The sequence below is a fragment of the Roseitranquillus sediminis genome (assembly GCF_016918935.1).
Lineage (GTDB): Bacteria > Pseudomonadota > Alphaproteobacteria > Rhodobacterales > Rhodobacteraceae > Roseitranquillus > Roseitranquillus sediminis.
This window is the reverse complement of record NZ_JAFFOB010000030.1, coordinates 85,023-104,300: the sequence shown is the minus strand read 5'-3', so window position 1 is coordinate 104,300 and position 19,278 is coordinate 85,023. Positions and strand designations below refer to the sequence as shown.

General features: G+C 70.9%; 19 protein-coding genes. 3 read left to right on the top strand and 16 right to left on the bottom strand.

What is annotated here, in order from left to right; translation table 11 throughout:
- Positions 1–28: 28 nt before the first annotated feature.
- From JM664_RS18360 to JM664_RS18350, 3 genes are read left to right on the top strand one after another with little or no spacing between them, the layout of a single operon-like run.
- Positions 29–2,464: a ligase-associated DNA damage response DEXH box helicase gene (locus JM664_RS18360; RefSeq protein WP_227421386.1), complete on the top strand. Its 2,436-nt coding sequence runs from the start codon at positions 29–31 to the stop codon at positions 2,462–2,464.
- A 40-nt stretch (positions 2,465–2,504) separates the two neighbouring features.
- The gene (pdeM, locus tag JM664_RS18355; RefSeq protein ID WP_227421385.1) at positions 2,505–3,188 is read left to right on the top strand and encodes a ligase-associated DNA damage response endonuclease PdeM; all 684 of its coding nucleotides are present in this window, start codon (positions 2,505–2,507) and stop codon (positions 3,186–3,188) included.
- Positions 3,185–3,586 (top strand): PaaI family thioesterase, encoded by a 402-nt coding sequence (locus JM664_RS18350; RefSeq protein ID WP_227421384.1) that lies wholly within the window; start codon positions 3,185–3,187, stop codon positions 3,584–3,586. Before pdeM ends, JM664_RS18350 begins: the two co-directional genes overlap by 4 nt.
- A gap of 2 nt (positions 3,587–3,588) precedes the next feature.
- On the opposite strand, the gene JM664_RS18345 is transcribed toward JM664_RS18350, so the two are convergent.
- The 16 genes from JM664_RS18345 to fsa form a co-directional block, all read right to left on the bottom strand.
- Positions 3,589–4,455: a bifunctional 5,10-methylenetetrahydrofolate dehydrogenase/5,10-methenyltetrahydrofolate cyclohydrolase gene (locus tag JM664_RS18345; RefSeq protein ID WP_227421383.1), complete on the bottom strand. Its 867-nt coding sequence runs from the start codon at positions 4,453–4,455 to the stop codon at positions 3,589–3,591.
- 22 nt (positions 4,456–4,477) lie between these two features.
- On the bottom strand, positions 4,478–6,154 hold the full coding sequence (locus JM664_RS18340) for a formate--tetrahydrofolate ligase (protein WP_227421382.1): 1,677 nt from the start codon (positions 6,152–6,154) through the stop codon (positions 4,478–4,480).
- A 52-nt stretch (positions 6,155–6,206) separates the two neighbouring features.
- Positions 6,207–6,803, bottom strand: coding sequence for an MOSC domain-containing protein (locus JM664_RS18335; protein WP_319637561.1), 597 nt, complete (start codon positions 6,801–6,803; stop codon positions 6,207–6,209).
- A 126-nt stretch (positions 6,804–6,929) separates the two neighbouring features.
- On the bottom strand, positions 6,930–8,849 hold the full coding sequence (gene ftsH / locus JM664_RS18330; protein WP_227421381.1) for an ATP-dependent zinc metalloprotease FtsH: 1,920 nt from the start codon (positions 8,847–8,849) through the stop codon (positions 6,930–6,932).
- Positions 8,850–8,935: 86 nt separating this feature from the next.
- Positions 8,936–10,165, bottom strand: a complete 1,230-nt coding sequence (gene tilS / locus JM664_RS18325) for a tRNA lysidine(34) synthetase TilS (protein WP_227421380.1) — start codon at positions 10,163–10,165, stop codon at positions 8,936–8,938.
- A complete protein-coding gene (ybgF, locus tag JM664_RS18320; RefSeq protein ID WP_227421379.1) occupies positions 10,162–10,980 on the bottom strand; it encodes a tol-pal system protein YbgF in 819 nt (272 codons plus the stop codon). The genes tilS and ybgF overlap by 4 nt, the downstream gene beginning before the upstream one ends.
- Positions 10,981–10,984: 4 nt before the next feature.
- Complete coding sequence (pal, locus tag JM664_RS18315) at positions 10,985–11,503, bottom strand: peptidoglycan-associated lipoprotein Pal (RefSeq protein WP_227421378.1); 519 nt, start codon at positions 11,501–11,503, stop codon at positions 10,985–10,987.
- Positions 11,504–11,566: 63 nt separating this feature from the next.
- Positions 11,567–12,877, bottom strand: a complete 1,311-nt coding sequence (gene tolB, locus JM664_RS18310) for a Tol-Pal system beta propeller repeat protein TolB (RefSeq protein ID WP_227421377.1) — start codon at positions 12,875–12,877, stop codon at positions 11,567–11,569.
- Positions 12,874–14,106 (bottom strand): hypothetical protein, encoded by a 1,233-nt coding sequence (locus tag JM664_RS18305; protein WP_227421376.1) that lies wholly within the window; start codon positions 14,104–14,106, stop codon positions 12,874–12,876. The genes tolB and JM664_RS18305 overlap by 4 nt, the downstream gene beginning before the upstream one ends.
- A 96-nt stretch (positions 14,107–14,202) precedes the next feature.
- Entirely contained in the window at positions 14,203–14,673 is a 471-nt protein-coding gene (locus JM664_RS18300; protein ID WP_227421375.1) for an ExbD/TolR family protein, read from the bottom strand.
- A gap of 1 nt (position 14,674) precedes the next feature.
- Positions 14,675–15,376 (bottom strand): protein TolQ, encoded by a 702-nt coding sequence (tolQ, locus tag JM664_RS18295; RefSeq protein ID WP_227421374.1) that lies wholly within the window; start codon positions 15,374–15,376, stop codon positions 14,675–14,677.
- Between the two features lie 93 nt (positions 15,377–15,469).
- A complete protein-coding gene (ybgC, locus tag JM664_RS18290; RefSeq protein ID WP_227421407.1) occupies positions 15,470–15,895 on the bottom strand; it encodes a tol-pal system-associated acyl-CoA thioesterase in 426 nt (141 codons plus the stop codon).
- A 1-nt stretch (position 15,896) separates the two neighbouring features.
- Entirely contained in the window at positions 15,897–16,589 is a 693-nt protein-coding gene (locus JM664_RS18285; protein WP_227421373.1) for a CDP-alcohol phosphatidyltransferase family protein, read from the bottom strand.
- Positions 16,590–16,787: 198 nt separating this feature from the next.
- The gene (locus tag JM664_RS18280) at positions 16,788–17,720 is read right to left on the bottom strand and encodes a tyrosine recombinase XerC (protein ID WP_227421372.1); all 933 of its coding nucleotides are present in this window, start codon (positions 17,718–17,720) and stop codon (positions 16,788–16,790) included.
- Positions 17,717–18,394: a DUF484 family protein gene (locus JM664_RS18275; RefSeq protein WP_227421371.1), complete on the bottom strand. Its 678-nt coding sequence runs from the start codon at positions 18,392–18,394 to the stop codon at positions 17,717–17,719. Before JM664_RS18275 ends, JM664_RS18280 begins: the two co-directional genes overlap by 4 nt.
- A 217-nt stretch (positions 18,395–18,611) precedes the next feature.
- Entirely contained in the window at positions 18,612–19,265 is a 654-nt protein-coding gene (fsa, locus tag JM664_RS18270; protein ID WP_227421370.1) for a fructose-6-phosphate aldolase, read from the bottom strand.
- Positions 19,266–19,278 lie beyond the last annotated feature (13 nt).

Below are 19,278 nucleotides of genomic sequence, written 5' to 3'. Positions count from 1 at the left end.
GACCCCGGCCGCCGCTACCCTCTGGCCGATGCGCACGCTGCCGCCTGCCTTCCACGACTGGTTCGCCTCGCGCGGATGGTCGCCGCACCCGCACCAGCAGGAGATGCTGGAGCGCGCCGACGCGCCGTCGCTCCTGCTGATCGCGCCGACAGGCGGCGGCAAGACACTGGCGGGCTTCCTGCCGACGTTGGCGGAACTGGCGGACGGGCGGCACCGCGGCCTCCACACGCTCTACGTCTCGCCCCTCAAGGCACTGGCGGCCGACATCGGGCGGAACCTGCGCGCGCCCGTCGCCGAGATGGACCTGCCGATCCGGATCGAGGACCGCACCGGCGACACCTCCTACACCCAGCGGCAGCGCCAGCGGGGCGACCCGCCGCACATCCTGCTGACGACGCCCGAGTCGCTCGCGCTGCTGACCAGCTACGAGGACGCGCCGCGGATCTTCGCCGGCCTCTCGCGCGTGATCGCCGACGAAATCCACGCGCTGGCCGAGTCGAAGCGCGGCGACCAGCTGATGCTGGCGCTGGCGCGGCTGCAGACGCTCAGGCCGAACCTGCGCCGCGTCGGCCTCTCCGCCACGGTCGAGGATCCGGCGGCGATCGCGAGTTTTCTCGCGCGGCATCCCGACCCCTGCCCGATCCTTTATGCCGATCCCGGCCCGGACCCCGACATCGCGATGCTGACGACCGACGCCGCGCCGCCGTGGTCGGGCGGCGGTGCGGCCTATGCCATTCAGGCGGTGCTCGAGCAGGTGCGGCGGCACAGGACGACGCTGATCTTCCACAACACCCGCGCGCAGGCGGAGATCTTCTTCCACAACCTGTGGCTCGCCAACGACGAGGGACTGCCGATTGGCATCCACCACGGCTCCCTCGCGCGCGAGCAGCGGCTGAAGGTCGAGGCGGCGATGGTCGCCGGAGAGCTCCGCGCCATCGTCGCTACCGGCTCGCTCGACCTCGGGATCGACTGGGGCGACGTCGATCTCGTCATCCAGGTCGGCGCGCCGAAGAACGTGAAGCGACTGGTCCAGCGCATCGGCCGCGCCAACCACCGCTACAACGCGCCGTCGAAGGCGCTGCTGGTCCCGGCCAACCGCTTCGAGGTGGTCGAATGTGTCGCCGCGCTCGAGGCGGTGCGCGCCCGCGACCTCGACGGCGAGCCGCGCGGCCGCGGACCGCGCGACGTTCTCTGCCAGCACATCCTGATCACCGCCTGCGCCGGTCCGTTCGACGCGGGCGACCTCTACCGCGAGGTGACGTCCGCCGGCGCCTACGCGACGCTGACGCAAGCCGAGTTCGACGCCTGCCTCGACTTCGTCGCCACCGGCGGCTACGCGCTCCGCGCCTATGACCGCTGGCAGCGGCTGAAGCGGCGCGCGGACGGGCTCTGGCAGCTGCGCGACCCGCGGGCGGCGCGCGACATCCGCATGAACCTCGGCACCATCATGGACACCGACCTCGTCAAGGTACGCCTGCGCGGGCGTGGCGGTGGCACTCCGCTAGGCGAGATCGAGGAGGGCTTCGCCGCCACCCTGACACCGGGCGAGACGTTCCTGATCGGCGGTCAGATCGTACGCTACGAGGGGCTGCGCGAGATGATCGTCGAGGTCACCCGCCGAGCCGACCGCGAACCCCGGATCGCCGCCTTCATGGGCACAAAGTTCGCCACCTCCACCCAGCTCAGCCACCGCATCCTGCGGATGTTCGAGCAGCAGGCGTGGCCCGAGCTGCCCCGCCACACCGCCGAATGGCTGGCGCTCCAGCGGCGCGTCAGCCACCTGCCGCAGGCCGACCGCATCCTCGTCGAGAGTTTTCCGTGGGAGGGCCGCGAGCACACCTGCATCTACGGCTTCGCCGGGCGCAACGCGATGCAGACGCTGGGCCTCCTGACGACGCAGCGGATGGATGCGGCGGGCCTCGACCCGCTGGGCTTCGTGGCCAATGACTACGCCGTGCTGATCTGGGGGCTGGGGCGGCTGGAGGACCCGACGCCGCTGTTCGAGGGCGAGGGCCTGCGCGAGGCGTTCGAGACTTGGCTCGCCGGCAACGCGGTGATGAAGCGCACCTTCAAGAGCGTCGCGACCATCGCCGGGCTGATCCCGCGCAACAACGCGCAGGGCCAGCGGCGCAAGGCGCGGCAGACCTCGTTCTCGTCCGACATCCTCTACGACACGCTCAGGCGCTACGATCCCGGCCACCTGCTGCTGGAGGTTACGCGCGAGGAGGCGCTGCGTGGCCTCGTCGACTTCGGCCGGATCGAGGAGATGCTGGCGCGCACCGCCGGACGGATCGACCACGTCTCGCTCGACCGCGTCACTCCGCTCGCCGCGCCGCTCTTTCTCGAGCCAAGCCGGGTGCCGGTCGAGGGCCGCGGCACCGAGCGGCTGCTGGAGGAGGAGGCCGCGCGCCTGATGGCCGAGGCGGGGCTAGAGGCCGGCGGGCCGCTCGTCCGCCAGCGCTGAGCCTCTTGCCTCGCGCCGCGGGAGCGGGCACGAACGGAACATGAACCACCACGCCTTCACCCTCGGCGGCGCCGCGCTCGCCGCGCTTCCCTCCGGCGCGCTCTGGTGGCCCGAGGTTGACCTGCTGGCGGTGTCCGACCTGCACCTCGCGAAGTCCGAGCGGGTGGCGCGGCGGTCGGGCGCGATGCTTCCGCCCTATGATTCCCGCGCGACGCTGGCGCGGCTCCGCGCCGAGGTCTCGCGGCTGGCGCCGCGCACGGTGATCTGCCTCGGCGACAGCTTCGACGATCTCGCCGCCGCCGGTTCGCTTCGACCTGACGAGCGGACGGACCTCGCCGCGCTGCAGGAAGGGCGCGACTGGGTCTGGATCGAAGGCAATCACGATCCCGGCGCCTCGTCGCACGGCGGCCGCCACCTGCGCGAGCTGCGGGTGGGCCCGCTCGTCTTCCGCCACATTGCCGAGGACGGCGCGGCGGGCGAGGTCTCGGGCCACTACCACCCCAAGGCGCGCCTCGCGCTCCGGGGGCGCGCGATCAACCGCCCCTGCTTCCTCTACGACGCAGCCCGCGTCGTGCTGCCGGCCTACGGCACCTACACCGGCGGGCTCGACTGGTGCGCACCGCCGCTGCGCCGGCTGTTTCCCGGCGCGGCCTGCGCCGTGCTAACCGGCACCCATGCCCGCGCCGTCCCCGTACCCGCCGGCGAGCGCGCGGCAAGCCGATGAGCATCGACGCCCGCGTCCTCGACAGCTTCGCGCGCCAGTCGCTGATGGCCACGTTCGAGGCGCGGCTGGAGCACGCGGCGGACGGCCTCTGCCGCATCTCCGCGCCGATCCTGCCGCTCGCCCGACAGCAGCACGGCTACGGCCACGCCGGCCTCACCTTCGCGCTTGGCGACTCGGCGGCGGGCTACGCCGCCCTGAGCGCAATGGACAAGGGGATGGAGGTCCTGACGGTGGAGATGAAGATCAACCTCATCGCGCCGCTGACCGGGGACCGCGTGCTGGCCGAGGGGCGCGTGGTGCGCGCCGGGCGCCGCCTCGTCATTGTGACGGCCGAGGTCAGCGTCGACGGCAGGCAGGCGGCGCTGCTCCAGGGCACGATGATCCCCGTGCCGGCCTAAGCTCAGGCCGGGTCCGGCAGCCCGTGCTGCCGCCGCGCCGCCTCGACCGTGTTCTCGAGCAGGCAGGCGATCGTCATCGGCCCAACGCCGCCCGGCACCGGCGTGATCGCGCCCGCGACGTCGAGCGCCTCATCGAATGCCACGTCGCCCCTGAGCTTGCCGTCGTCGCCGCGATTGATGCCGACGTCGATCACCGTCGCCCCGGGACGGATCCAGTCGCCGCGGATCATGCCCGTCCGTCCCGCCGCCGCCACGACGATCTCGGCGCGCCGCACCACTTCGGGCAGGTCGCGCGTGCGCGAATGGGCGACGGTGACGGTGCAACTCTCGCGCAGGAGCAGCTGCGCCATCGGCTTGCCCACGACGTTGGAGCGCCCGATCACGATCGCCTCGCGCCCCGCGAGATCGTCCAGCGTCTCCTGCAGGAGCAGCAAGCATCCCCGCGGCGTGCAGGGCACCAGCCCCCAGCGCCCCGTCGCCAGAGCGCCGGCATTGACCACGTGAAAGCCGTCCACGTCCTTGGCGGGGTCCATCGCTCCGAGGATCACGTGCGGGTCGAGGTGCGGCGGAAGCGGCAGCTGCACGAGGATGCCGCTCACCGCCGGGTCGACGTTCAGCCTGTCGATCAGGCCGATCAGGTCGCGCGCCTCCACGTCGGCGGAGATCCGGTGCTCAAAGCTCTGGATACCCGCCGTCCGGCAGGCCGTGCCCTTGGAGCGGACGTAGACTTGGCTCGCCGGATCGTCGCCCACCAGCACCACGGCGAGACCGGGCTCGACACCGAGGCCGCCGAGGCGAGCCACCTCCTCGGCCACCTGCGCCTTCAGCGCGGCCGCCCGCGCCTTTCCGTCGATGATGGTGGCGGTCATGCGTTCCCTTTCGTCCGGCGCCTCAGAAAAGGCCTTCGATCTGTCCGGCCGGGTTCAGCCGGATCGTCTCGGCCGAGGGAATACGCGGCAGGCCCGGCATTGTCATGATGTCGCCGCAGATCGCGACGACAAAACCGGCACCCGCGCTCAGCCGCACCTCGCGCACAGGCACCCCGTGGCCGACGGGGGCGCCGCGCAGCCCGGGGTCGGTCGAGAACGAGTATTGCGTCTTGGCGATGCAGATCGGCAGGTGGCCATATCCCTGCGCCTCCCACTCGTGCAGCTGGTTGCGCACGCTCGTGTTGGCCAGCACCTCGTCCGCGCGGTAGATGCGGCGCGCGATCGTCTCGATCTTGCGGAAGAGCGGCATGTCGTCGGGGTAGAGCGGCTTCCATTGCGCCGTGCCGCCATCGGCCAGCGCCGCCACCTTGGTCGCCAGCTCCTCGATGCCGACCGAGCCCTGCGCCCAATGCCGGCAGACGACCGCCTCAGCGCCGTGACCCGCGGAATACTCGACCACCGCCGCCGTCTCCGCCTCGGTGTCGCCGTCGAAGTGGTTGATCGCCACGATCGTCGGCACGCCGAAGAGGCGCATGTTCTCGAGGTGACGTCCAAGGTTGGCGCAGCCGTCGCGCACCGCGTCCACGTCCTCGCGGGCGAGGTCCTCGCGCGGGATGCCGCCGTTCATCTTGAGCGCGCGGATCGTCGCCACGACGACCACGGCCGCCGGAGCCAGACCCGCCTTGCGGCACTTGATGTCCATGAACTTCTCGGCGCCGAGATCGGCGCCGAACCCCGCCTCGGTCACCACATAGTCCGCCAGCTTCAGCGCCGTGCGGGTGGCGATGACGCTGTTGCAGCCATGCGCGATGTTCGCGAACGGCCCGCCGTGCACGAAGGCGGGGTTGTTCTCCAGCGTCTGCACCAGGTTCGGCTGCATCGCCTCGCGCAGCAGGACCGACATGGCGCCGTCGGCCTTGAGGTCGCGCGCGAAGACCGGGCTGCGGTCGCGGCGCGCGCCCACGATGATGTTGCCGAGCCGCCGCTCGAGGTCCTTGAGGTCGCTGGCGAGGCAGAGGCAGGCCATGACTTCGGACGCCACGGTGATGTCGAACCCCGCCTCGCGCGGGAAACCGTTGGCGACGCCGCCGAGACCCGCTGTCACGCTCCGCAGCGCGCGGTCGTTCATGTCGAGGACGCGGCGCCAGGCGATGCGCCTGATGTCGATGCCGAGATCGTTTCCCCAGTAGACGTGGTTGTCGATCATCGCCGCCAGCAGGTTGTGCGCGCTGGTGATCGCGTGAAAGTCGCCGGTGAAGTGGAGGTTGATGTCCTCCATCGGCACGACCTGCGCGTGGCCGCCACCCGCGGCGCCGCCCTTCATGCCGAAGCAGGGGCCGAGCGACGCCTCGCGGATGCAGATCGCCGCCTTGCGCCCGATCCGGTTGAGGCCGTCGCCAAGCCCGACGGTGGTCGTGGTCTTGCCCTCGCCGGCCGGCGTCGGATTGATGGCGGTCACGAGGATCAGTTTGCCGTCCGGCCGTCCGGCGAGACCGTCGATGAAGCCCTGTCCGACTTTTGCCTTGTCATTGCCGTAGGGCAGCAACGCATCGGCGGAAATGCCGAGCCGAGCCCCCACCTCGACGATCGGCAGTTTCTCCGCCTCGCGCGCGATCTCGATGTCGGTCTTGTGCGTCACGTCGTCCCCCGCTCGCCGGTGAAATCAGTGCAGCGCCACGCCTGTGCGGGGATCAGCTCGCGGCATCGACCCGCACCGCATCGTCCGCTCGTGCCTCCCCGACGCGCCAGGCGCGCTGGTCCGGCAGGAAGAGGCGCAAGGCGTCACCCACGTGCAGCGGCCCCTCGCGCTCGACCCAGCCGCAGACGCCGCGGCGCCCGCGGGCGGCGGCGCCGAAGCGGGCACCGCTGCCGGGCGCCTCGCGCTCGATCACTTCGACCGGCAGATGACAGGGGCGGTTCTGCATGTCGACGACCAGTGTGGTGCCGGCCAGCGTCTGCAGCCGCGACGATGGAGGCAGGTGGCTGAAGTCCGGCAGCCCCTCCACCACCATCTGCGCCCCGAGCCAGCCGGGAGCGACCTCGCCGATGCCCATGCGCCGCGCGATTTCTCGCAATTCCTCGGCCGACAGGATGGTGATCTGCCGCACGTTGCGGATCGGCGTGGCGCGCGGATGGAGCGCGAGCACGCGACTGCACGAGGGGCGTACCGCACCACCATGCGCCTCGCCGACAAGGCCGGCGAAGGTGGCGTCGAGCTCGCGAGCAGGTGTTGAGTGAAGCGACGCGCCGCGATCCGAAACCGTTCCGAGCCAGACGATTCTGGCCACCAAGTTCGATTTGCGAAGCGCCGGCATCGCCGCCACCGTGGCCGACACCGCGCCTCCCGTCAATTCGGATCAATGCAAAGGGAAAGGCCCCGGAGACCTGCTCCGGGGCCTCGTCAAAGCTGACCCTCAGACCGAGGGTTCGGGCTCCAGCCCGCCGTCTCCGGGCTTGGGGCGAGACTTCGTCTTCGGGATGGCAGTGATCGAGGGCCTGTTGCCCTTGCTCGGTGAATCCCCGTCGTCATCGCCGCGGTTGAGCGGCTCGCCGGAGATCACTCGCGTGATCTCGTCGCCGGTCAGTGTCTCGTACTCGAGGAGGCCCTGCGCCAGGCGGTGCAGGTCGTCGATCTTCTCCGTCAGGATCCGCTTGGCCGCCTCGTAGCCTTCATCGACGATCCGCCGGACCTCTTCGTCGATCGCCTCCTGCGTCTCGGGGCTGGCATTTGCCGCGCTCTGGTACGAGCCGAGATAGCTGTGCTGCTCGTTGGCGTAGTCGATGAAACCGAGCCGATCGGACATGCCGAACTGCGTCACCATCGCGCGGGCGATCTTGGTGATCTGCTGGATGTCCGAGGCCGCGCCCGATGTGACGTTCTCCTTGCCGAAGATCAGCTCCTCGGCCACGCGACCGCCCATCGCCATGGTGATCTTGGACTTATACTTCGTGTAGGTGACGCTGAGCTGGTCCCGCTCCGGCAGCGACAGCACGAGGCCCAGCGCGCGGCCGCGCGGGATGATCGTCGCCTTGTGGATCGGGTCGTGCTGCGGGACGTTCAGGCCGACGATGGCGTGGCCCGCTTCGTGGTAGGCGGTCAGCTTCTTCTCGTCCTCGGACATGACCATCGAGCGCCGCTCGGAGCCCATCATGACCTTGTCCTTGGCGTTCTCGAAGTCCTCCATCGTCACGAACCGCCGACCCACGCGGGCAGCCATCAGCGCCGCCTCGTTCACGAGGTTGGCAAGGTCGGCACCCGAGAAACCGGGCGTGCCGCGGGCGATGATCCTGAGGTCGACGTTCGGCCCCAGCGGCACCTTGCGGGCGTGGACGCCGAGGATCTTCTCGCGGCCCTTGATGTCTGGGTTCGGCACCTGGACCTGCCGGTCGAACCGGCCCGGGCGTAGCAGCGCGGGGTCGAGCACGTCGGGGCGGTTGGTCGCCGCGACGATGATGATCCCCTCGTTGGCCTCGAATCCGTCCATCTCGACCAGAAGCTGGTTCAGCGTCTGCTCACGCTCGTCGTTGCCGCCGCCGTAGCCCACTCCGCGCGAGCGGCCGACGGCGTCGATCTCGTCGATGAAGACGATGCAGGGCGCGTTCTTCTTCGCCTGCTCGAACATGTCGCGCACGCGGGACGCGCCGACGCCCACGAACATCTCGACGAAGTCGGAACCAGAGATGGTGAAGAACGGCACGCCCGCCTCGCCCGCGATGGCGCGGGCGAGCAGAGTTTTACCGGTGCCCGGGGGGCCGACCAGCAGCGCGCCCTTCGGGATCTTGCCGCCGAGGCGCGAGAACTTCTGCGGGTTGCGCAGGAACTCGACGATCTCCTCGAGCTCCTCCTTGGCCTCGTCGATGCCGGCCACGTCGTCGAAGGTGACGCGCCCGTGCTTCTCGGTCAGGAGCTTGGCGCGCGACTTGCCGAAGCCCATGGCGCCGCCGCGCCCGCCGCCCTGCATCCGGTTCATGAAGTAGATCCAGACGCCGATCAGCAGAAGGAACGGCAGGAATGTCATAAGGATCGTGGTGAACCCGGACTGTTCCTGCGGCTTGGCATTGACCTGAATGTCGTTGGCCAGGAGGCGGTCCGTGATGTCGGTGCCATCCGGCCGGATCGTGACGTAGTTGTTGCCGTCCTCGCCGCGGAAGAGCACGCGCTCGCCATCCAGCGTCACGCTCGAGACCTCGCCGCCCTCGACCTGCTCGACGAATTCGGAATAGCTGATCTGGCGGGACGACATCGAGGACTGGCCGCCGCTGAAGAGGTTGAACAAGGCCAGTATCAGGAGGAAAAGAACCACCCAGAAGGCGATATTACGCGCGTTTCCCAAAGAGCCACTCCGTTTGAGACATGGTGGGCGGCCGATTCTCCGGCGCTACCTGCGGCCCTCCTAACATAGAGATCGGACAGGAGCGTTCAACGCGTTCCGCCGGACAGGGTGAAAACGTCGCGGCGATCCGCCAGTCGCACCGTCCACCCCTGGCCGAACCCAGCCAGCGGCGCCGCGCGAAGCTCCCCGCCGCGCCAGACCGCCGGCGACGCGGCGAGGCTGGCTCGCGGCAGAGCCAGACGTACCACGCCGCGCTGGATCAACCCCGCCTCGCCCAGCATCCGCACCTCGTCGCCCGGCCGGGCGGGCCCCTCGACGATCCAGCGTCCGTCCCATGGCTCTCCGGGCGCCGCGCGGGCCTCCGTCACCGCCCGCGCCTCGCGCGTCAGCCGCAGCCGCCCGCGCTCCGGCGAGACCAGCACCCCGTGCAGCGTTCTCGGGACCCTTCGCGCCTCATCCAGCGCCGCCCTGAGAGCGTTCAGGCGAGGCCGGTATGGCGCGCCCGAGATCCAGCGCAGCCCCTCGGCGAAGAGGCGCAAGCGCGTTTCTTCGGGCCAGGTATCGAAGCGGCCAAGAAAGATCAGCAGATCGCCCGACTCGACCGCGACGCAGGCGCGGGCCGCCTCTTCCGCCAGCGACTCCAGCGCTGCGCGCGCCATCCGCATCCGCGCCGCCGTCTCCGCCAGCCGGTCCTGGTCGAGTTCCAACGCCTCCATCGCCTGCCGCACCCGCACGCGCCGGAAGCGGCGGTCGGCATTCGACGGATCCTCGGCCCAGTTCAGTCCCGCGTCCCGCAGCCACTGACGCAAGGCCTCGCGCCGGACGCCGAGCAGCGGGCGAAGCCAACGCACCTCGTCGCGCCGATCGACCTCCATGGCCGAAAGGCCGTCGACGCCGGAGCCGCGCATGAGGCGCAGAAGCACGGTCTCCGCCTGGTCGTCGCGCGTGTGACCCATCGCCACGGCGCTCAGGCCCTCCCGCCGCGCCCACTCCGCCAGCAGACGCCGCCGACCCAGCCGCGCCGCCTCCTGAAGGTTGCCGCGCCTGTCCCAGCTCCAGTGCAGGGTTGTGTGCGCAAGGCCGAGGTCTGCGCAGACCGTCGCCACACGTTCCGCCTCGCCGGCCGAGCCGGGCCTGAGGCCGTGGTCGACCGTCGCGGCGGCCAGCCTGACGCCGCGCCGCGCCGCCCACGGCAGAGCCAGGTGCAGCATCGCCACGCTGTCGCCGCCGCCCGAGACGGCGAGGCCCAGCCGCTCGAGCGGCGCCTGGTCGTGAAAGCCGTCGAGCGCCGCGGCGACCTCGGCGGCGAGGTTCAAGAGCAGCCGAGGCTCGCCACCGCCGCCTGCGCCTCGCTTGCCGCAGGGCTCTGCGGAAAGCGCGTCGATACCTCGCGCAGCGTGACGCAGGCCTCCTGCTGCTGGCCGATCTGGTTCAACGCCAGACCGAGCTGGAGCAGCGCGTCGGGCGCGTGCGGGCTCTGCGGGCTGCCAGAGAAGCTGTCGAGATAGGCGCGCGCCGCCTCGGACGTCAGCCCCTGCCGCTGCAGCGATTGTCCGCGCAGATAGTGCGCCTCGGCGGTCAGCGGCCCGCCGGTGTAGGTGGTGGAGAACTCGCTGAAGAGCCGTGCCGCCTCCTGATAGTTGCCGGCGTCATAGGCGGCCCGTGCCCGGTCGAACGCGTCCTGCTCGCCCACCGCCAGCTCGACCTGCCCAGTCTGCGGCGTCGCCGGAACGATGCTGGAGAGCCCGCCCGCCGGCGCCTCGCCGCCGATCGGCAGCGTTTCGCCGATCTCGCCGAAGTCGCACCCCGGCTCCAGCTCGCAGACGCGGAACTCGAGGTCGCCGATCCGGTTCGTGCCGTCCGTCACCACGCGGTCGATGCGGTTCTGAATCTCCTCGGTGCGCGCGGTTAGCGCGGTGAGCTGGCTCTCGATCGCATCGACCCGCTCCAGCGTGGTGACGCCGCCGATCGCGGTGCCCGGCGCGCCGGTCGTGCTGAGCTCGCGCTTGAGGCGCTGGAGCTCGACGTAGAGGACGGAGAGCTCCTGCCGAATGTCGGCCAGCGTCGAGGCGTCCTGCGCCACCGACGGCATCGGCAGCGCGAGCGCGAGGATCAGGGCGAGCGCGCGCATCGGCTCAGCCGATCAGGCCGGCGGCCACGACCGTGACGGCGCGGCGGTTCTGGCTGTAGCACGCCTCGGTCGAACAGACCTCGATCGGCCGCTCCTTGCCGAAGGAGACGGTGCGCAGGCGGTTCGGCGATACGCCGCGCGACACCAGGTACTCCTGCACCGACGACGCCCGGCGCGCGCCGAGCGCGAGGTTGTACTCCCGCGTGCCCTGCTCGTCGGCATGCCCCTCGATCACCGCCGTATATTCCGGGTTGTTGTTCAGCCAGTTCGCCTGCTGATCCAGCGTGGAGCGTGCGCCCGGGCTCAGCGTCGACTGGTCGACGGCGAAGAGCACACGGTCGCCGATCGTCTGCTGGAAGTAGGCCGGCGAGGCAGGGTCCGAGGCCGATCCCGGCACGCCCCCGGCGCCGTAGCCGCCGCCGAGCGCGCCATCGGCGCCGCCGCGGCCGAAGCGGTCGGGGTTGGTGCAGGCCGCGAGCGCCAGCGTCGCGGCCGCGAGGAACGTGATGGTCCGAAATTGCATGCTGATCGTCCTGTTATTGACCGCCCGATTGCGGGCGACGTTAGCACCTGGTTTCGGCCGAGGTCACGGCAAAAGCGGCGACCATGACGGGTCCGAGGCCGGCCCCTGCGTCGGCACCTGCTTCAGGTTGCGCCCGCTGATGTCGACCGAGAAGAGCGCCGGCTGCCCGCCCGCGCCGCTGGTCTCGCGCGTGAACATTAGGACGCGGCCATTCGGCGCCCATGTCGGCCCCTCGTCGAGGAACGACGCCGTCAGCAGCCGCTCCTCCGAGCCGTCGGTGCGCATCACGCCGATGTGGAACCGCCCCGCGTTCTGCTTGGTGAAGGCGATGTAGTCGCCGCGCGGGCTCCAGACGGGGGTGCCGTAGCGCCCTGCGCCGAAGCTGATGCGCCGCGGCTCGCCGCCGCCGACCGGCATCACGTAAAGCTGCTGTGTGCCCGAACGGTCGCTCTCGAACACGATCTGGCTACCGTCGGGCGAGAACGACGGCGCGGTCTCGATCGACGGCGCCTCGGTCAGCCGCCGCCGCTCGCCCGTGCCGAGGTCGAGGCTGTAGATGTCGGTGTTGCCGCCCTGGCTCAGCGAAAACACGATCCGCCGCCCGTCCGGCGCGAAGCGCGGCGCGAAGGTCATCGTGCCCGGCTGTTCGCCCAGCGGCCGCGCCGCGTAGGTCTGCAGGTTCATCTCGTAGATCTGAGGAAAGCCGGTGGCGTAGCTCGTGTAGATCAGCCGGTTGCCGTCCGGCGAGAACCGCGGCGCCAGCACGATCGACGAGGCGTCGGTGAGGTAGCTGACGTTGGCGCCGTCGTAATCCATCACCGCCAGCCGCTTCAGCCGCGCATCCTTGGGGCCCGTCTCCTCGACGAAGGCCACGCGGCTGTCGAAGTAGCCGCCCTCGCCGGTGATCCGGCTGTAGACCTGGTCCGCCACCTTGTGCGCGACACGCCGCCAGGTCGCGGTCGAGGCGCCGAACTGCAGGCCCTCGCCCAGCGGCTGCTCGGCGAAGACGTCGTAGAGGCGGAACTTGACCGTCAGCCGGTCGCCGTCGAGCGACACCGCCCCCGTCACCAGCCCCTGCGCGTTGATCGCCTTCCAGTCCGCGTACTGCACCGGCGCGTCGAAGCCGGGGCGCGAGATGAAGGCGTCCTGGGGGATCTCGCGAAACAGGCCGGTGCCGATCAGGTCCTGCGCCACAAGGCGCGTGATGTCCCGCGCCCACGCCTCGGCGGCCGGCGTCTCGGCGGTAAAGGTCGGGATCGCGATCGGCAGCGGCTCGATCACGCCTTCGGTGATCTCGATCCGGAGCGGACCCTGCTGGGCCGCCGCGGGCAGCGCCGTGAGCAGGACCAGCGCAACGCGCAGAAGCAGTCTCATCGGATCCTCATGTTCTCGGGGTTGAACGTCATCTCGACCTCGGCCCAGCGCTCGTACTTCTCGGGCGGCAGGGCGAAGCCGTCGGCGCCGCAGCGGATGATGGCCCGCCGCGCCGCCTCGAACGCCTGGTTGGCCGCGGCCTCGCCGCCGCCCTGAAAGCCGATCATGCGGATGCTGGCCGTGTCGGGCCTGGCGTCGCGCGTCATGCGGACACCGACGACGACGGTGGTGCGCAGCGCCTCGGACGACAGCGAGCCAACATTCCAGCAGCGCTGCACCGCCACGCGGAACGCATCCCGCTCCCCCTCGGTCAGCGGCGGCCCGGTCGGGGCTCCGGCTTGCGGCGCGGTTTCCGCCGGCTGGCCCAGCGCCTGCGCCAACGCCGCCTCCAGCGCATCCGGCTCGGGCTGAGCGGGCGTCGCCGGCTCGACCGTCTCCACCGGTGCGGGTTCCGGCTCCGGCTCCGGCTCGGCCGCCGGTGCAGGCTGGGGCTCCGGCTCCGGCTCCGGCGGTGCAGCCGGCTCCGGCGTCGAGCGCGCTTCCAGCGACTGGCCCGACGAGATCGCCGCAAGCCGCTGCGGCCGCTCGCGCGGGCGCGGCGAATCGCCCGGCGCGCGCGCGGCCGGCGTCTCGGCTTCCGTCACGATCTCCGTCGTCGCCTCGTCCGGCGCGGTCGGCCGCTCGTCCTCGACGACGACCTCCGGTTCGGGCGCGGGCTCCGGCGCGGCCCGCTCGGTCACGACAGGCGCGGTCTCGGCCTCGGGCGGCGGTGGCGGCGCGGCATCGGGCGCGACACGCGGCGCCTCCTGCGGTACCGGCTCGCCGACGCGCGGCCCGGTGTCCTCCGGCGCGGGCAGCACGGGCGTGGCGGGCGGCGCCGCAGCCACCTCGGCCTCCGGCGCCAGCGGCTCGGGCACCGCCTCGGGCGCGGCGTCGGGGGCCGCCGTCTCGCGCGCTACAGGCGCCGGCGCGGTCTCCGGCGCCGTCTCGGGCTCGGGCGGGGTGGCGGGCTCGGGCGTCGGCTCCGGCGGCGACGGGGCCGGCGTCTCGGCCGAGACGGCGGGCCCGACCTCCGGCCGCGTCAGCGCGGCGAATTCCTCCTCCGAGATGATCGTCACCTCGGCAAACTCGACCGGCGGCAGCGGCGCGGAGGTAAAGGCGCCGCCGAAGAGGAGGAACGTCACCAGCGCGCCGTGGCCGATGCCGGAGATCCAGTAGCCCGTCCTCATGCGAACGTGCCCTCGCCGGCTGCGCCCATGCCGCGCGCCATCGCGCCTGCGGTCATCGCGCCGCCGATATCACCGCGCGGTCTCACGAATGTCGCCTCAGCCGCCGGGCCCGTCGAAGCGCGGGCCGCCCGCATCGGTCACGAGGCCGATGTTCGGGAACCCGCCTGCATTCATCGCGCCCATCACCTGCACGACCCGCTCGTACGGGATGGCGCCGTCGGCGCGCAGGAACACCTTGTCGCTACGCCGCTCGCCCGCGATGGCCCTGAGGCGCGGGATGAACTCGTCGTCGCCGACCTCGGTCGTCTGGATCTGCAGCGCGCCCTCGGCGGTCAGGGTCACCGTCAGCGGCTCCTCCTGCTCGACCGGCAGCGACTCCGCCGCCGTCTGCGGCAGCTGGACCGGCACACCCACCGTGAGGAGCGGCGCCGCCACCATGAAGACGATGAGCAGCACCAGCATCACGTCGACGAAGGGCGTGACGTTGATCTCGGACATCGGCGCAGTGCGCGACCGCCGACCACGCCGACCGCCGCCCCGCTCGCGCTTGAGGACCCCCGCCGCCATCTCAGGCCGCTTCGTCCAGCTGCCGCCCGAGGATCGTCGAGAACTCGTCCGCAAAGGCCTCGTGACCCGACACGATCCGGTCCGCGTCGGCCGACAGCTTGTTGTAGAAGATGACCGCCGGAATCGCCGCCAGCAGGCCAAGCCCTGTCGCCAGAAGCGCCTCCGCGATGCCCGGCGCCACGACGGCGAGGCTGGTATTCTGCTGCTCGGCGATCTCGATGAAGGCGTTCATGATCCCCCAGACCGTGCCGAAGAGGCCGATGAATGGCGCCGTCGAGCCCACGGTCGCCAATAGCGGCAGCCCCTTGTTCAGCCGCGCCGCCTCCTTCTGTATCGCCACGTCCATCGAGCGATCGATGCGCGCCTGCGCGCCCGGGATCAGCCCCCCATCCTGCCTGTGGCTGCGGCTCCACTCCGCCATTCCGGCGGCGAAGACCCGCTCGGCGGCGCCGTCGGGGTTCGGCCCGGTCCGGTCGTAGAGCTCGTCGAGCGGCTCGCCCGACCAGAAGGCCGCCTCGAACCGCTCCGCCTCGGCGCGGGCACGGCGATAGTCGACGAACTTCTGCACAATCACCGCCCACGCCCAGAACGACGCCAGGATCAGCAGCAACATCACCAGCTTAACAGTCAGCGTGGCTCGTGCGAAAAGGCCCCACAGGGAGAAGTCGATCTCCTGCGCGAGCGCAAGGGCTTCAGTTTCCATGCGTCCTGCTCTCGTTCCAACGGCCGATGATCGGGCGGCTCTGATTGCCGCGCAGGGTATCGCATGTCGAGGCGCGAGGCCAACACGAACACGTCATCGGCGGTCGCCGGCCAAATCGTCTGCCCTGTCAGCTGGCCCCTGGACCGCCGATCGCAGAGCCTCGGGCAGCCGCGCAGGCCGCCCCGACGGCCGCAGCGCCGCCAGCGTCACCCGCGCCTCGAAGAGCCTCGCGTCATCTTTCGATACTCGCTGATCCAGCACCATGCGGGCCCGACCCACGTCCACCGGAACCGTCTCAACCGTCAATTCGTCGTCGAAGCGCGCCGGCGCTAGGTAGTCCGCCTCGATCCGGCGCACCGCAAAGATCACGCCCTCGTCCCGCAGCCGCACCTGGTCGATGCCGAGCCTCCGGACCCAGTCCGACTGCGCCCGCTCGATGAACTTGAGGTAGTTGGCGTAGTAGACGATCCCGCCCATGTCCGTGTCCTCGTAGTAGACGCGCACGGGAAAGCGGTGCACCTCACTCACGCGCAGGCACCAGCTGCTGCAGCGCGCCGGCCGACACCAGCCAGACCGACGTCGCCACAAGGCCCCAGGTCGCCCAGCTGCCCGGCGCAAAGTCGACCCACGCGGCCCAGCCCGCGAAACCGGTCCAGGCCAGCGCCAGGGGCAGCGTCACCGCCCGCCACCGCTTCGTCCGCACGGGGTGGACGAACTTGAGGTTCGTGAACATCGCCGCCGCGAGCACCACAACGACGACCAGGATAACCCAGAAGTTCGGCTCGACGGCGAAGAGCACCAGCACCACCATGTTCCAGCAGCCGGGAAAGCCGGCGAAAGAATTGTCCTTCGTCTTCATCCGCGTGTCGGCGAAATAGACGACGCTGGCATAGGTGATCACGATGATCGCGATCCACCCGGTCCAGCCCGGCAGCAAATCCGAACCGAAAAGCGCATAGGCCGGGATGAAGACATAGGTCAGGTAGTCGATGATGAGGTCCATGAGCTCACCATCGAACTGCGGCGCATGACGCTTCACCTCGTACTTGCGCGCCAGCGGTCCGTCGATGCCGTCGATGCCGAACGCGACGACGAGCCAGACGAACATCACGTCCCATTGATGATCCGCCGCGGCCAGCAGCGCCAGCATGGCGAAGACCGCGCCCGAGGCGGTCAGCAGGTGCACGGCAACGGCGGCGAGGCGCGGGCTCATCGCCCGGTGATGGACGAATCCGCCGCACGGCGCAATCGCGGGCCACATCCCTCGTCGCCACCGGCTGGCATGCGGCGCGCCATTTCCACGACCTTACCCTCTCCCGCACGTCGGCCGCTCGCGCCGGCCGCCGCGACTGCGGCCGCGCCCGACGGGGCTCGATGCCCCCGAGGGCGCGCCCCGCCGCCGGCCCTGCCGTCAGCCCCTGTCCGCCAGCCGGGCCCGCGGGTGCGCGGCGCCGTAGACCTCCATCAACCGCGCCGCATCCACGGCGGTGTAGGCCTGCGTCGTCGACAGCGACGCATGGCCCAGCAGCTCCTGGATTGCCCGCAGGTCGCCGCCCGCGTTCAGGAGGTGCGTCGCGAACGAGTGGCGCAGCGCATGCGGCGTCGCCGTCGCGGGCAGCCCCAGCTGCAGCCGCGCCGCGGCCACCGCCTTCTGCACCGGCCGCGGCGAAAGCGGACCACCGCGCGCGCCGCGGAAGAGCGGCGCCTCCCGCTCGACAGGCCAGGGGCAGATCGCGACATACTGCTCCACCGCCACCCGCGCCGCCGGCAGTACCGGCACCAGCCGCTCGCGCCCGCCCTTGCCGCGGATCCGCAGCGACGGCGGCAGCGGGTGATCGCTTCCGGTCAGCCCCAGCGCCTCCGAGATCCTGAGGCCGCAGCCCCAGAGCAGCGTCACCACGGCGACGTCGCGGGCCGCCATCCACGGCGCCGACGACTGCAACTCCACTGTCTCCAGCATCGCCCGCGCAGCCTTCTCGTCCAGCGGTCGCGGCAGCTTGCGTCGGAAGCGCGGCGCCCGCGTGGCCAGGATCGGCGTCGGATCAAAGCCGTCGCGCTCGGCCAGCCAGCGCGTGAAGCCCTTCACCGCCGAAAGCGACCGCGCGAGCGAGCGCGACGACACGCCCCGCCCGCGCTCGTGTGCCATCCACGCGCGCATGTCGCCGATGCTCACCCGCGCCAGCGCGCCGCGCCCGATGCTGCCCCCCTCGTGCCACGTGAGGAACGACAGGAACCCGCGCAGATCGGCGCCATAGGCCTCCACCGTTCGTACCGACGCACCCTCGATCGCCCGCAGATGCGCGAGCCAGTCGGCCAGCGCGTCCCGCAGGCCGTCGGAGATCATACGATCCAGCGCCGCAGCATGCGCTCCGCCGTGCCAGCCAGGAATTCCAGCAGGTCGGTTCCCTGCCCCTGGTGATACTGCTCCGGATCGGCCGCGCCGATGCAGAGCAGGCCCGGCGCGTGCTCCGGCCCGAGGTCCAGCGCGAGGCACGCCTCCGAGCCGCGCCACCCGTCGCCATAGAGCGCCTGGTCAGTGACCCGCCGCAGCGTGACCCGGCGCGGCACGACGTTCCGCCCGCGCGTGAGATACGCGCCGACCCAGCCCGACGGCACGACCTTGAGCGGCCCCTCGTCACGCTCTTCCCCCTCGTTCTCGAGCACCAGGCGGATCCGGTCGACGATCAGCGTCTCCGCCAGCTCCGTCTCGATCAGCGCGAGGAAAGCCAGAAAGTCCGCCGCCTCCAGCATCCTCAGCACCGCCCGATGCACCAACTCGGCGCCCGCGAGGTTCTCGTAGGCAGCCGCGATCACCGTGCGATGCGTGTCCTCCAGCCGCTCCAGCCGCTGCTCCAGCCGGTCCATCGCCAGTCCGCGCAGGTCGATCACGTTGTCGCCCATCGCCCGGTCGTTGGCCGCGATGAGCGCGCGCATCAGGTCGCGATCCTCCAGCAGGGCCTCCGGCCGGCTGATGATCGCCTCGCGCAGATTGTGGGTCAGTACCGCCTGTTCCGTCATGTTCCGCCTGCTCCAGTCCCCGGCGCTCTTGCGGCGCCTGTCGCAGGTGACGCTACCGGGGGGTTTGCGGCCTGTCGAGTTTCGGCCCCTCCCGCAACCGGACGGTGCGGCGGATATGCCGCGCCGGGCGCCAGCCCGGCGCCCGGCCCAACCGCCGTCCAAGCGCGTCAGCGCGCAGGCGGCGGGCGGGAGTGCTCCCTCGCCGCCGGCGGCGCGATCAGAGGATCGACTGTCCGGTCTTCTTCCAGTCCGCCAGGAACCCTTCCAGACCCTTGTCCGTCAGCGGGTGCTCGGCCATCTTGTGGATCACGCCCGGCGGCGCCGTCGCCACGTCGGCCCCGGCCAGCGCGGCCTCCTTCATGTGGTTGACGGTGCGGATCGAGGCCGCCAGTATCTCGGTCTCGAACCCGTAATTGTCGTAGATCGTGCGGATGTCCTGGATCAGCTCCATGCCGTCGAGGTTGATGTCGTCCAGCCGCCCGAGAAACGGCGAGATGAAGGTCGCCCCCGCCTTCGCCGCCAGCAGCGCCTGGTTCGCGCTGAAGCAGAGCGTCACGTTAACCATCCGCCCCTCGTCGGTCAGCGTCTTGCAGGCTTTGAGGCCGTCCCAGGTCAGCGGAACCTTGATCGCGATGTTGTCGCCGATCTTGGCCAGCTCGCGCCCCTCGGCCAGCATTCCGTCGGCGTCGAGCGCCACGGTCTCTGCGCTCACCGGGCCATCGACCATGGCGGCGATCTCGGCCACCACTTCCTTGAAGTCCCGGCCCGACTTGGCCACCAGCGACGGGTTGGTCGTCACGCCGTCGACCACGCCCAGCTGGTGGAGGTCGCGGATGGCGCCGATGTCTGCGGTGTCGACGAAGAATTTCATGGTCGTCCTCCTG